Genomic DNA, 13,524 nt, shown 5'->3' with positions numbered 1-13,524 from the left:
CGGATTATTTAGAGAGGAGGATCAAAAAATTTATGTTCGCGGCTAAGCAAAAAATTTTCTCTGGAAGCTCGAAATGCGCGCCGCTGCTCCGTCGGGAACGAGCATTGTCTATTCCGGCTCCGAACGCATGCCTGGGGATTGTGCAAGAGTTTCTAACTGGCTATCAACTGCTCGCTTTTCCCCCTAAAATCCGCCGCTGCAACCGGCGCCGGCGGATTTGTGCGTCTGCACATTTTTATGCATTCCGCAAGCCCAGGCGTCGCAACGATGCATTGCCAGAGGCTTTGCAGCGTTGTTGCGCTGCAAAAGTATTCTTATCTTGGTAATCTCCCACCCTTGGTCATTCGACTGCGGGTAAACGTGTAGCGGCCAACCCCGATTGCACGTCAAATTTCAGCGAAATCCAGCCTACATATCCATTTCAATGCTTTCGATTTCGAAGGCATTGATGCGGCGTTTTTGTACTTCAAGTTTCGATAGAGCACATGCCATTGCCTCTTCTTAGCCTTCTAATCTGGATCCCTATTGTCGCCGGCGTGGTGGTTTTGCGTGCCGGATCCGACGCGGCACGTGGTCGCACACGGTGGCTCGCGTTGATCGGCGCGATTGCGGGTTTTCTGCCGGTGATTCCGCTGGTGTCGAGTTTCCGCAACGACGTCACGTCGATGCAGTTCGTCGAGAACGCGCGCTGGTCGCCCACCTTCGATATCGCCTGGCATGTGGGCGTGGACGGAATCTCGCTGTGGCTCGTCGCGCTGACCGCGCTCACCACGATCATCATCGTGGTCGCCTCGTGGGAGTCGATCACCGAGCGGACCGCGCAGTACTTCGGCGCCTTCCTGATGCTGTCGGGTTTCATGCAGGGCGTGTTCACCTCGCTCGACGGCATGCTGTTCTTCATCTCGTTCGAAGCGACACTGATTCCGCTGTATCTGCTGATCGGAACGTGGGGCCAGTCGAACCGCTCGTACGCCGCGGTGAAATTCTTCTTCGTGTCGTTTCTCGGCTCGCTGCTGATGCTGATGTCGATGCTCTATCTATACAGCCAGACGCACAGCTTCGACCTCGCACTGTGGCGCGAGACGCACCTCGGCACGTGGCCGCAGGTCCTGATCTTCCTCGGTTTCCTCGCCGCGTTCGGCGTAAAGGTGCCGATGTGGCCGCTGCACACGTGGCTGCCTGACGTCCACCTCGACGGTCCGACGGGCGCCGCCGTGATGATCGGCATGCTGAAGCTGGGCGGCTACGGTCTGCTGCGTTTCGCCTTGCCGATCGCGCCGCAGGCCAGCCACTTCTTCGCGCCGATGATGATCACGCTCTCGCTCGTCGCGGTGATCTACGCGAGCCTGCTCGCGCTTGTGCAAACCGACATGCGCCGCCTGCTCGCGTATTCGACGGTCGCGCACATGGGCCTCGTCACGCTCGGCCTGTTCGTGTTCAACCGCATCGGCCAGGCCGGCGCGATCGTGCAGATGCTGTCGTACGGCGTGGTGTCGGGCGCGATGCTGTTGTGCACCGGCATGCTCTACGACCGCACCAAGACCGCGTCGATCGCCGAGTACGGCGGTGTGGCCAACACCATGCCGCGCTTCGCCGCGTTCGTGATGCTGTTCTCCATGGCCAATATCGGCCTGCCCGGCACCTCGGGTTTCGTCGGCGAATTCATGGTGCTGATGGGCGCGATCCGCTTCAATTTCTGGATCGGCGCGATGGCGGCCACCACGCTGATTCTGAGCGCGGCCTACACGCTGTGGATGTACAAGCGCGTGATCTTCGGCGCGATCGCCAACGCGCGCGTCGCGAATCTCAAGGATGTCGGCAAGCGCGAGTTCGTGCTGCTCGGCGCGATGGCGCTGCTGGTGCTCGCCATCGGCATCAATCCGAAGCCGTTCACCGACGCGATCGATCCGTCGGTCGGCACGTTGCTGGCTCAGTCGGAGCGCTCGGCCCATCCGTCGGACGCGGCGCCGGCTGGCGGCGAGGGAGGCGAGCATCTGCAAGCCGCGGTGCCCGCGCCGGCAGCGGCGACGGCCCGCTCGCCGGGCTGATCGGACGAGGCATTGCGCAGGCGCAGCATTCAACTGGTGAGTGCTGCGCCGTCAACGCGCTTTTCCCTTATGGATCAAGTCTCTTTGCACGCATGACGCGCGCCGCGGCCACTCGGGCCGCGGCGCGTTTTCGCGCTTGTTTAAAGGGGTTATCTCGTTCGGCCGATACTTCGATTCCTTGCAGCGACACACTTCAGTTGCTCACCCGCGCGCAAGTGTGCGGCAACGTGTCACACCGTGCTGCGACGCAATAGATCGTTGCTAAATCGGGTGTTTATTACGGCCGGGCGTGCCCCTATTATGCGAGCGCTTACTATTGGAGAGCGGTCGAATGACGTTCGTTGAAGACGTAAAAAAGAGGCAATGGATATGAAAGGAAAGACTCTGCGCGGGTCGATGAGTTTCGTATCCGCGAGCCTCGTGTTGTTGCTCTCGGGTTGCAGCAACCTCGATATTCTGAATCCGAAGGGGAGTGTGGGTCTGGCGGAACGTGAGCTGATTGCCACGTCCACCTGGGCCATGCTGATTGTGGTCGTTCCCGTGATCGCGCTCACGCTGCTGTTCGCGTGGCGTTATCGCGCGTCGAATAAGAGCGCCGACTACCGTCCGGGCTGGACGCATTCCACGGGCATCGAAATCGCCATCTGGACGATTCCGACGCTGATCATTCTGTTCCTCGCCGTGTTGACGTGGAAGACCACGCACGAGCTCGACCCGTACAAGCCGCTCGAGTCGCAGGTCAAGCCGATCAACGTCGAAGTCGTCGCGCTCGACTGGAAGTGGCTGTTCATCTATCCGGACCTCGGCATTGCATCGGTGAACCAGTTGGCGTTCCCGGTCGGGACGCCGGTGAACTTCACGATCACGTCGGACACGGTGATGAACTCGTTCTTCATTCCACAGCTCGGCGGCCAGATCTACGCGATGGCGGGCATGCAAACGCGCCTGCATCTGATCGCGGACGAAGCCGGCAACTACGCCGGCGCGTCGGCGAACTTCAGCGGCAAAGGCTTCTCGGACATGAAGTTCCGTGCGCTCGCCACCTCGCCTGAAGAATTCAACGCATGGGTTGCGAAAGTGCGCGCTTCGTCGGACAACCTCAGCATGGACCGCTACCACACGGTGTCCGCGCCGACCGAGAAAGAGCCGGTGCGCTACTTCTCGAGCGTCGATCCGAAGCTCTTTCACAACATCATTGCCCGATACAACAACGGCAACGTCCTCGACAACATGAAGGACGCCAACTGTGCGCCAAAGGGCAAGGGGTAACGCATGTTCGGTAAACTTTCACTAGACGCGATTCCGTACCACGAGCCGATCATCATGGTCACGGCCGCGATGATCGCCATCGGCGGTGCGACGCTGCTGGGTCTGATCACCTATTTCGGCAAGTGGCGCTACCTGTGGACCGAGTGGCTCACGTCGGTGGACCACAAGAAGCTCGGCGTGATGTACATCGTCGTGGCGCTCATCATGCTGTTCCGCGGCTTCGCGGACGCGATCATGATGCGTCTGCAACAGGCCCTCGCTTATGCGAACCCGGGCTACCTGCCGCCGCATCACTACGACCAGGTGTTCACGGCGCACGGCGTCATCATGATTTTCTTCATGGCGATGGCGTTCATGATCGGCCTGATGAACATCATCGTGCCGCTGCAAATTGGCGCACGCGACGTCGCGTTCCCGTTCATCAACTCGCTCTCGTTCTGGATGACCGCGGTCAGCGCGATCCTGATCAACATCTCGCTGGTGATCGGTGAATTCGCGCAAACGGGTTGGCTCGCGTATCCGCCGCTCTCCGAACTGCAGTTCAGTCCGGGTGTCGGGGTCGACTATTACCTGTGGAGTCTGCAGCTCTCCGGTATCGGCACCTTGCTGACAGGCGTGAATTTCTTCGCGACCATCGTGAAGATGCGCGCGCCGGGCATGACGTTCATGAAGATGCCGGTGTTCACGTGGACGGCGCTTTGCACCAACGTGCTGATCATGGCCTCGTTCCCGATCCTGACCGTGACGCTCGCGCTGCTGGGTCTGGACCGCTACCTCGGCATGCACTTCTTCACGAACGATGGCGGCGGTAACGCCATGATGTACCTGAACCTGATCTGGGCCTGGGGTCACCCCGAGGTGTACATCCTGATTCTGCCGGCATTCGGTATCTTCTCGGAAGTCGTGGCGACCTTCGCCAAGAAGCCGCTGTTCGGCTACAAGACGATGGTGTGGGCGACCTGCGCGATCATGGTGCTGTCGTTCCTCGTGTGGCTGCATCACTTCTTCACGATGGGTTCGGGCGCTGACGTCAACGCTTTCTTCGGCATCGCCACCATGGTGATCGCGATTCCGACCGGCGTGAAGGTGTTCAACTGGCTGTTCACGATCTACAAGGGCCGGCTGACGTTCACGCCGCCTATCTTGTGGACCATCGGCTTCATGATCACGTTCACGATCGGCGGCATGACCGGCGTGATGATGGCGATCCCGGGCGCGGACTTCGTGCTGCACAACAGCCTGTTCCTGATCGCTCACTTCCACAACGTGATCATCGGTGGCGTGCTGTTCGGTTATCTGGCCGGCTTCAACTACTGGTTCCCGAAGGCGTTCGGTTTCAAGCTGAACGAAAAGCTGGGCAAGGCGTCGTTCTGGTTCTGGCAGATCGGTTTCTGGGTGGCGTTCACGCCGCTGTACGTGCTCGGCTTCATGGGCATGACGCGCCGTATCAACCACTATGACAACCCGCTGTGGCACCCGTGGCTGATTCTGGCCGCGGGCGGTGCGGCGCTGATCGCTATCGGTATCGCATTGCAGGTGTTGCAGATCGTCGTCAGCATTCGCGACCGCAATCTGCCGCAGAATCGCGACGACACGGGCGATCCGTGGAACGGCCACACGCTGGAATGGGCAATGAGCTCGCCGCCGCCGGTCTACAACTTCGCGATCATCCCGACGGTGCACAAGCTCGACGCGTTCACCGACATGAAGTCGCGCAAGGATCCGCAAGCCAAGCCGGTGTATCGCGACATTCACATGCCGTCGAATACGTCCGCGGGTGTGATCGCGGGTCTGTTCTCGCTGGTGCTCGGCTTTGCCGGTGTCTGGCACATCTGGTGGCTGGCGATCGTCGGCCTGGTCGGCGCGATCGGCACCGTGATTGTCTATAGCTTCCAGAAAAACGAAGGCTATTACATCCCGGCGGCCACGGTCGCGGAAATTGAAGAGAAACGCTCCGGCGCCGGTGCGCGGGTCGCGTTGGAGGTGGATTGATGTTGACCAATACTATTGATGCCCACTCGCATCACGACGCGGACCACGTACCGTCGCAATCGGTGTTCGGCTTCTGGCTGTATCTGATGACCGACTGCATCATCTTCGCGGCGCTGTTCGCAGTGTTCGCGGTGATGGGCCACCAGTTCGCGGGCGGTCCGAGCGGCAAGGATCTGTTCGAGATTCCGGGCGTCGCGCTCGAAACGACCATGCTGCTCCTGAGCAGCATCACGTACGGCTTCGCGATGCTGGGCGCGCACAAGAACCGCAAGGGCGTGCTGCTGTTCTGGCTTGGCGTGACCTTCCTGCTCGGTCTCGCGTTCCTCGTGCTGGAACTGCGCGAGTTCTCGCACCTGATCGCCGAAGGCGCGGGCCCGAGCCGCAGCGCGTTCCTGTCGTCGTTCTTCACGCTGGTCGGCACGCACGGCCTGCACGTCACGTGCGGCCTGATCTGGATGGTGGTGCTCGCCATTCAGGTGATCAGCCACCGCGATCTGACCGAACGCGACATGATTCGCCTGACGTGCCTGAGCCTTTTCTGGCACTTTCTGGACGTCGTGTGGATCGGCGTCTTCACCTTTGTCTATCTCGCGAGCGTGATCTGAATGGACCATAGCCATAACGCCCACGCAGGTGAAAGTCACGGCAGCATCGGCAGCTATACGACGGGCTTTATTCTCTCCGTCGTTCTGACCGTCGCCGCTTTCGGCCTCGTCATGACCGGCACGTTGACGGGCGAGAATGCGCTGCTCGCGATCGCGGGTCTCGCGCTCGTGCAGATCGTCGTGCACCTGATTTTCTTCCTGCATCTGAATACGTCGTCGGAGCAGCGCTGGAATGTGATGGCGTTCGCCTTCACGCTGCTGACCGCGGTCATCGTGATCGGCGGCACGTTGTGGGTCATGCACAACGTCAGCATGCACATGATGTCGCGCTAAACGAACGAGCATCCCGTTCGACACGAAGCCCCGCAAGCCGAAAGTCTTGCGGGGCTTTTTCATGCGGCGAATGCGGGCACGAACGCGCTAGGCGCCTGAAGCGCCTAAGCGCCCAAAGCGCGTCGACGATTGACCGCAGCGGCGAACCCGCGTTAGGATCGTTTCCATGATCGCTTCTATCCTTTCCCGTCCGCATTCTTCGCGCGCATGCTGTCCCAGCCTGCCGAGGGGAGCTTGCGTCTAGCAAGTCGATCTGCGCACATCCGCATCCCTGAGGCCACCCGTCACGCGACCGGTGGCCTTTTTGCTTTTGAACGCTTTTTTGAACACCCGGCGCCTGGAGACATCACATGCCGCTTCGCCTGTACGACACCTGGACGCGCAGCGTGCGCGAATTCACGCCGATTCATCCGGATCACGTCGGCCTGTATTGCTGCGGCCCGACGGTGTACGACCACGCGCATATCGGCAATCTGCGGACCTACGTGTTCGAAGACGTGCTGCGGCGCGCGCTGGTGTTGAACGGATATAACGTGCGGCACGTGGTGAACATCACCGATGTCGGCCATCTGGTGTCCGATGCCGACGAAGGCGAGGACAAGATGGAGAAGGGCAGCCGGCGCACTGGCGAATCGGCGTGGGCGATCGCCGAGCGGTACACGGCGGCCTTCATGAACGACTGGCGCGCGCTCAACCTGCTGGAGCCCGCGCTCTGGTGCCGCGCGACCGATCACATCGCGGAGCAGATCGACTTTATCGCCGAGCTCGAGCGCAACGGCCACACCTACCGCACGGCCGACGGCGTCTATTTCGACACCGGCAGACAGGATGACTACGGCTATCTGGCGCGTCTGGATGTGGCGGGCTTGCAGGCGGGCAAACGTGTCGCGTCCGGCGAGAAGCAACGCACGACCGATTTCGCGCTGTGGAAATTCAGTCCGCCCGGCGCCACGCGGCAAATGGAGTGGGACAGTCCGTGGGGCCGCGGCTTTCCGGGCTGGCATATCGAGTGCTCGGCGATGTCGGCGAAGTATTTGAGCCCGTGGTTCGATATTCATTGCGGCGGCGAAGATCATATCCCCGTGCATCACAGCAACGAGATCGCGCAAACCCAGGCGCGCCACGGCACGCGTCTCGCCAACTTCTGGATGCACGGCCATTTCCTGTTGCTGGACGCCGGCAAGATGTCGAAGTCGGACGGCGATTTCGTACGTTTGCAAACGCTGATCGAGCGCGGCAACGATCCGCTCGCGTATCGCTATCTATGCCTGGGCGCGCACTACCGCAGCAGCCTGCGCTTCAGCGAGGCCGCGCTGGATGCCGCGCAAGCCGCACTGGACCGTTTGCGCCGGATCTATGCGCAATGGCCGCCAGGCGGTACGGCGGATGCGTCCGCGGTGGCGCGCTTCAAGGCGGAGGTCGATCACGATCTGAACCTGCCGCGCGCGCTCGCGGTGCTGTGGGACGTGGTCAGAAGCGATCTGCCGCCGGCAACGCGAAGGGCGAGCGTCGATTGCTTCGACGTGGTGCTTGGACTGGGTCTCGCCGATTGGAAGGACGTCGATACGCCCGCGCTTCCGGCCGGGATCGCGGCCCTCGCGGATCAACGCGAAAGAGCCCGCGCCGAGAAGCAATGGAGCGAGGCGGATCGTCTGCGCGACGTGATGACGGCGGCCGGCTGGCTGGTGGAAGACAGCGCGGGCGGCCAGATATTGCGGCTGCGCGACCAGACGAAGTAGCAGGAAAATCGACGTGGTGAGCGCGTTCAGGCTTGCGCGCTCGCCACGCCACGGCGCAGACAGGCGGCGCCGTTTGCTTTGGGGCGTGCCGCGGCACTACAGCGGCACCACCTTCAGTTCCTTGTGCGAAGGCAGCGGGTCGAACGGGAAGTAGACCGGTCCGCAGCCGAAATGAACGGGCGGGCATGGGCTCCAGCCGCGTTCGATGTGCATCGGCTGATCCAGTCCGCCGCAACCGGAAGGTGCCTGGCGCGTCAGGCAGGCAGTGCCGCCGCGAACGGATAGCGATGCCGCGCGATCAAGTTCGTCGAGGCGGGCGAGGTCTTTGAGGACGAGCGTTTTCATGGTGGATCTCCAGCGGAGTGAGTGCATCAAGTGGATCGAGGAGAGCGGAAAAATGCCGCGCTCACGTCCGCTGAATGCACGCACCATGCCATCGGCGCTAACGCGGCGTGCCATATGCTTTTCCGCGATTTCCCCGCGGTGGTGTGATGGCGAGCGGCCAACTCGCTGCATATCGAGTGTCGGCAATTCAGCGACATCCGTCTGCCGCGTCATGCAGTGGTGAGGCGCGCTGAAAATCACGTCACAATAGACGGCCACCGCGAACCCTGCGCCTCGCGCGCAAGGTTCACCGAATCTCGTCAGCAAGGAAAGGAGAACGCATGAGTCAGATCAAAGCCGTCGAATACGCTGCGGCGTCGCCGGAAGTCCAAACCGTGTACGACGATATCAAGCAGACCCGTCAGGTCGACGACGTCAACAACTTCTGGAAGTACATCGCCCAGCATCCGCCAACTCTCGCGCGCACGTGGGACAGCCTGAAGGACGTGATGGCGCCCGGCGCGCTCGATCCGCTCATCAAGGAACTGCTGTATGTCGCGGTGAGCGTGACGAACAATTGCGGCTACTGCGTGGCGAGTCACACGGCGGCCGCGCGCCGCGCCGGTATGACCGACGAGATGTTCGGCGAATTGCTCGCGGTCGTGGGCATGGCCAACGAGACGAATCGGCTGGCAGTGGGATACCGCGTGCCGATCGATCCAGCTTTCGAGTAAGGACTGCGGCGAGCGTAAGAGTCGGCGCGATATTTTCAGCGCCGTCGCCGACGCGGGCTGTGGCGCGAAGGCCGGCGTCGAAGCCAGCGCCTTCGTCAGTGCATTTCAGCGCGCCATCCCGCCAGCAAAGCGGGCAATGCGCGCATGTCCCTGAACACATGCGTGGCACCCGCGCCATGCAATGCGGTCGCGCTGCTGTGGCCGAGTTCGAGCGGGCAATAGCCGAACACCGTAGCGCCCGCAGCCACGCCCGCGGTCGCGCCTGTCACCGTGTCCTCGATCACCGCGCAACGGCGCGGGTCCACGTCCAGCGCGGCAGCCGCCGCGAGATAGACATCGGGAAAGGGCTTGCTGCGGGGCATTTCGTGGCCGCTGAAAATGCGTCCTTCGAAACAGTCGAAAATGCCCGCCTTCACCAGTTGCATTTCTACTTTGATACGGTCCGCGCCCGACGCCACCGCAACGCGTCCGTTCAATGCCGCATGAAGCGCACGCACGGCTGACGGTGCGCCGGGAATCGCGACCAGTTCGAGATCCAGAGCCGCATTGCGTCGCTCGCGGAACTGCATGAGCCAGTCGGTCGTGATCGCGACGCCGGTGCGCGCTTCGATCAGCGCGGCTTCATCCCGGACGGCTTTGCCGACGAAAATACGCATCGTCTCTTCGACGCTCAAATGCCAGCCCAGCTCCCCAAGCATCTCGGTGAGCACGCGGTTGGTGATGGGCTCTGAGTCGACGAGCACGCCGTCGCAGTCGAAGAGTACGGCGTCGAAGGGAAAATCGGCCATCGGGCAGGGTACGGATAGAGTTCGCGGAACCGGCAAGGATACCTCACCGGCTCGCGCGCCGCAGCGCAAAGGCCGCGTGTGCGGCCTTCGCAGCACGACGACACAGGCAACCTCAGTTCTTGTACCCGTCGCTGAGCGTCTTCATGAACGCGATGATGTCCTGAATATCCTCTTCGCTCATTGCCGGCTGATCGCCGAACTTGCGGTCGAACGGTGCGTCGGCCACGTCCACGTTGGCATGGTACTGAGCCGGCAGATCGTTGTACTTCTGCACCTTGCCCGACGCGTCGCGCGGATAGATTTTCTCCGGCGACGTATTGCGCAGATTGTAGAAGTCCATCACCTGCTTCAGATCGTGGTACACGCCGTTGTGGAAAAACACCTTGCGTTCAGCCGCATTACGCAGCGTCGGCGTGAGGAACATGCCGCAATACTGTGTCTGTTTGGCGAGGTCGTCGCGGAACGGGCCGCACACGCCCATATCGAAGAACTTCGGATCCTTGTTGGCGGGAATCGCCGGATTGCGCGGCACGCCGAGCGCTTCGTACTGCGTGTCGGTGAACACCGGCGGCAGGCCGTCCTTGCTCGGCTGGCTCAAATGGCAGCCGGCGCAGTTCGCCTTGTCCTTGTCGTTGAACAACTGCAAGCCGTGCAGCTCGGCGTGCGTCAGGCGCGCCTTGCCTTCGAGCCAGTAGTCGTACTTGCTGCTGAAAGAATGGAACGACTGGTCCTCGATCTGATAACGCCCGACGGCGAACATCGCCTCGGAGATCATCAGGCTCGGATTGGTGACGATACCCGGCCCGAAGATCTGTTTGAATTGATCCAGATACCTGGTCGCCAGCAGTTTGTGAGCGACATCCTCCGGCGTTGCGTTGGCCATTTCCACCGGGTTGGTCAAAGGTCCGAGTGCCTGGTCCTGCAGAGTATCGACGCGGCCGTCCCAGAACAATCCGCCTTGCGGCACCATCGCCGCAGCGGCGGGCGCGGCGAGCGCCGTCTTCTGCGCGCGCTGCACGCCGGCGGCTTGCGTGGCCAGTTGCGTCATATCCACCGGCACGTCGGTGTCGCCCTGATCCGGGCCGATGCTGAACGGCGCCTGACGATACAGATACGTGAGCGACGGCGGCGGACGATAACCCGCCTGGTTCATATGCGCGCCGCCGAGCTGCACCGGGAACGCGTTATCCGGTGCATACGAATGCTGCGGCGAGTGGCACGACGCACACGACTGCGTGCCCGACGCCGACAAACTCGGGTCGAAGAAAATCTGTTTGCCGAGCAGCGCCACGGCGCTCAGCGGCACATTCTGCGGACGCATCAACGTCACCGGATGCGGATTCGCGCCGGTGATTTCCTCGACGATCTCGCCGACCGCGGACGGCATGCGCTGCGGATACACGAGCGCGTACGCGCAGTAGACAATGCACGCGAGCACGATGCCGGCCGCGCTCCACGCGAGCAGCTTGAGCCACGAGCGGCGGGTAATCACGGGGCCGGGCTCGCCGCCCGCGGGCAGATGCGACGGCAAGGCGGCGTCAGAAGGAGGGTTCATGGCGGTGATGACAGATGATTCGATCGGCTTCGATAAAAAGCAAAATCGAGCCAGCACGTTTGCGCTGGCTCGACGCCCAACTACGGCATAGGATGCGTGACACTTTTCACTGCGCGCCGCCGCGCGGCGTGAGGCACGCATGTGACTCGTGCATCACGCAACGGCAAGCGGAACAGAAGAGCGCGGGGCACGTCCGCGGATCAGATCGCCGGCGCGGCTGCCAGCTTCGTACCCAGGTTCTGATCGAGGAACAGCGTCGGATTGTTGCCCGAGCCCGTGAAGTTGAACATGTTCATGATGCTGCCCGCCGTCGCGTCGAACGAACCACCGCCCAGGCGTTGACCGCCCAGCCAGTTGTCCTCGATGAAGCGCACCACGGAAGCCTGCGTGATCGGCGTATCGTCGACGAAGTTGACCTTCGCCCACGGCGACACCACGATAAACGGCGTGCGCGTACCCGGGCCGCAACGGCCGTTGACCACGCCGCCGTTCACGCCTTGCGGCTGCACTGCGCCCGCTGCCGTGCACTGACCGACGCCGCTCAGGTTGTCGGTGCCCGCCACCGTCTTGCCGCCCGCGGATTGCGCCGTGGTCGAATCGAACGATGCGCTCGTCGGTGCCTTGTAACGGTGGTCGTACCAGCCGTCCGAATCGTCGTAGGCGATGATCACGGCGGTGTTCTTCCAGTCAGGCTGCTGTTGCAGGAAGTTGATTACCTTCGTCACGAAAGCCTGTTCGTCGATCGGGTCCGAATTGCCCGGATGGCCGTCGCCGACGGCCGGCGCCTTGAGGAAGTTGACCGACGGATAGTTGCCCGCCTTCACCGCGGCGAAGAAGTCGTCGGTATCGTACTGGTGGTGCACCGGCGTGGCCGTGTTGTCGAGCGGATCGGTCGCGCCGATCACCGCCGCCGACGACGGACGCGTATGCGCCAGGTTGGCCGTGCTCGCGTAATACTGGAACCACGCGTGATGCTGCACGTAGTCGGCCTTGGTTGCGTTCAGCACTGGCGAGAAGGTCGAACGCAGGCAGCCGGTCGTGCCGTTGGCGTTGACGGTCTGCAGATTGAAGCCGCCCATGAAGCCGCCCCAAGTCAGGCCCTTCGCGTTGAGCAGGTCGCCGATGTTCTTGTTATTCGACGACATCGTGCCGGTCACCGTGCTCTTTGCCGCGATCGTGCAGACGTCGCCGGTCGGGTCGAGGTCGCCGATCATCGTGAAGCTGCCTGCCGAGTCGGGAATCGCGTTGGCCGAGGTGCCGCCGCTCACGACGACGCCGTTGTTCTGGCCGGACACCACTGCGAGCGCACCCGGCGTCGACGGACCGTACGTGTCCGTGTAGGCGTTCTGGTTCATCGCGAAGTTCTGCGCGTAGTTCCACAGAGCCGTGACCGTGTTGCCGTCGAAGTAGCCGAGCACCTGGCCCTTCGTCGCGAACGCGCCGGTGCTGCCGGCGATCGTCGAGTTGGCTGCGGTGAAGAGCGGGAACGAGTCCATCGCGCCGTTGTTATAAGCGAGTTCTTCTGCGGCGTAGGCGTGGTTCTGGCTCGACGTATTGGCTTGCGAGCGGTCCAGGCGGAACGGCAGCAGATCGGCTGCGGGCAGGCCGAGACCCGCGATCGTCACGCTGCCGACCGTGCGGCCCGCCGTGTTCGGCGAGGTGGTCAGCGCGTTCGGGTTGGCCGTGATCAGGTTGTTGCTGCTGAGGTTGTCGACCGCCGGCGTGCCGGCGGCTGCCACGAATTGCGGCTCGCCAGTCGGGTTGGACGCGTTCGGGTAGGTGCCGAAGTAGTGATCGAACGAAACGTTCTCGCCGAAAATCACCACGACGTGTTTGATCGGCGTGGCTGTGGCCACGGCGTCCTGAGCCGATACCACCGGCGCAGGCGAGTTCACGCTGTTGTTGCCGCAAGCTGCGAGCGTAAGCAGCGCCGCAAACGGGATGGGTAAGAGGGTTCTACGGAACATTTGAAAGGCTCCAGATTCGACTTCGCCGTTCAGCGTTTGCATCGACGTAGGTGTGGATGTTCGCTGGGGATATTTGTTAGAAATACAGCTAGTGCTAGTGGTCTTACCGCGACAAACTGCGCGCATTGGACCATTTGATAATTAAGATTTCGGGGCGCGAACCTTACCGA

General features: G+C 62.1%; 11 protein-coding genes. 7 read left to right on the top strand and 4 right to left on the bottom strand.

Translation table 11 applies throughout. The features are described from left to right. Positions 1 to 485: 485 nt before the first annotated feature. From B0G82_RS33910 to cysS, 6 genes are all read left to right on the top strand, one after another. A complete protein-coding gene (locus tag B0G82_RS33910; protein ID WP_121310437.1) occupies positions 486 to 2,048 on the top strand; it encodes an NADH-quinone oxidoreductase subunit M in 1,563 nt (520 codons plus the stop codon). A 369-nt stretch (positions 2,049 to 2,417) separates the two neighbouring features. After that, positions 2,418 to 3,317 carry a ubiquinol oxidase subunit II gene (gene cyoA, locus B0G82_RS33905; protein WP_116123758.1) on the top strand — a complete coding sequence of 300 codons (900 nt, stop codon included), beginning with the start codon at positions 2,418 to 2,420 and terminating at the stop codon, positions 3,315 to 3,317. Positions 3,318 to 3,320: 3 nt separating this feature from the next. Then, positions 3,321 to 5,309, top strand: coding sequence for a cytochrome o ubiquinol oxidase subunit I (gene cyoB / locus B0G82_RS33900; RefSeq protein WP_121310436.1), 1,989 nt, complete (start codon positions 3,321 to 3,323; stop codon positions 5,307 to 5,309). Continuing rightward, positions 5,309 to 5,914 (top strand): cytochrome o ubiquinol oxidase subunit III, encoded by a 606-nt coding sequence (gene cyoC / locus B0G82_RS33895; protein WP_106280903.1) that lies wholly within the window; start codon positions 5,309 to 5,311, stop codon positions 5,912 to 5,914. The genes cyoB and cyoC overlap by 1 nt, the downstream gene beginning before the upstream one ends. Beyond that, entirely contained in the window at positions 5,915 to 6,247 is a 333-nt protein-coding gene (gene cyoD / locus B0G82_RS33890; RefSeq protein ID WP_012426887.1) for a cytochrome o ubiquinol oxidase subunit IV, read from the top strand. It begins immediately after the preceding gene. 350 nt (positions 6,248 to 6,597) lie between these two features. Then, the gene (gene cysS / locus B0G82_RS33885; RefSeq protein WP_121310435.1) at positions 6,598 to 7,986 is read left to right on the top strand and encodes a cysteine--tRNA ligase; all 1,389 of its coding nucleotides are present in this window, start codon (positions 6,598 to 6,600) and stop codon (positions 7,984 to 7,986) included. A 96-nt stretch (positions 7,987 to 8,082) separates the two neighbouring features. Here the strand turns inward: cysS and B0G82_RS33880 are convergent, their stop codons facing one another. Then, positions 8,083 to 8,331: a hypothetical protein gene (locus B0G82_RS33880; protein ID WP_116148815.1), complete on the bottom strand. Its 249-nt coding sequence runs from the start codon at positions 8,329 to 8,331 to the stop codon at positions 8,083 to 8,085. Between the two features lie 320 nt (positions 8,332 to 8,651). On the opposite strand from B0G82_RS33880, the gene B0G82_RS33875 reads away from it, so the two are divergent. Further along, positions 8,652 to 9,044 carry a carboxymuconolactone decarboxylase family protein gene (locus B0G82_RS33875; RefSeq protein ID WP_116121538.1) on the top strand — a complete coding sequence of 131 codons (393 nt, stop codon included), beginning with the start codon at positions 8,652 to 8,654 and terminating at the stop codon, positions 9,042 to 9,044. Positions 9,045 to 9,139: 95 nt separating this feature from the next. On the opposite strand, the gene B0G82_RS33870 is transcribed toward B0G82_RS33875, so the two are convergent. From B0G82_RS33870 to B0G82_RS33860, 3 genes are all read right to left on the bottom strand, one after another. Further along, positions 9,140 to 9,832, bottom strand: a complete 693-nt coding sequence (locus B0G82_RS33870) for an HAD family phosphatase (RefSeq protein WP_121310434.1) — start codon at positions 9,830 to 9,832, stop codon at positions 9,140 to 9,142. Between the two features lie 112 nt (positions 9,833 to 9,944). Further along, a complete protein-coding gene (locus B0G82_RS33865) occupies positions 9,945 to 11,387 on the bottom strand; it encodes a cytochrome c peroxidase (protein WP_121310433.1) in 1,443 nt (480 codons plus the stop codon). A gap of 200 nt (positions 11,388 to 11,587) precedes the next feature. Then, a complete protein-coding gene (locus B0G82_RS33860; protein WP_121310432.1) occupies positions 11,588 to 13,354 on the bottom strand; it encodes an alkaline phosphatase family protein in 1,767 nt (588 codons plus the stop codon). Between the last annotated feature and the right edge of the window lie 170 nt (positions 13,355 to 13,524).

Origin of the sequence: Paraburkholderia sp. BL17N1 (assembly GCF_003634175.1) — a bacterium.
Lineage (GTDB): Bacteria > Pseudomonadota > Gammaproteobacteria > Burkholderiales > Burkholderiaceae > Paraburkholderia.
The sequence above is the reverse complement of the archived record's forward strand: the minus strand, read 5'-3'. Positions and strand labels throughout refer to the sequence as shown.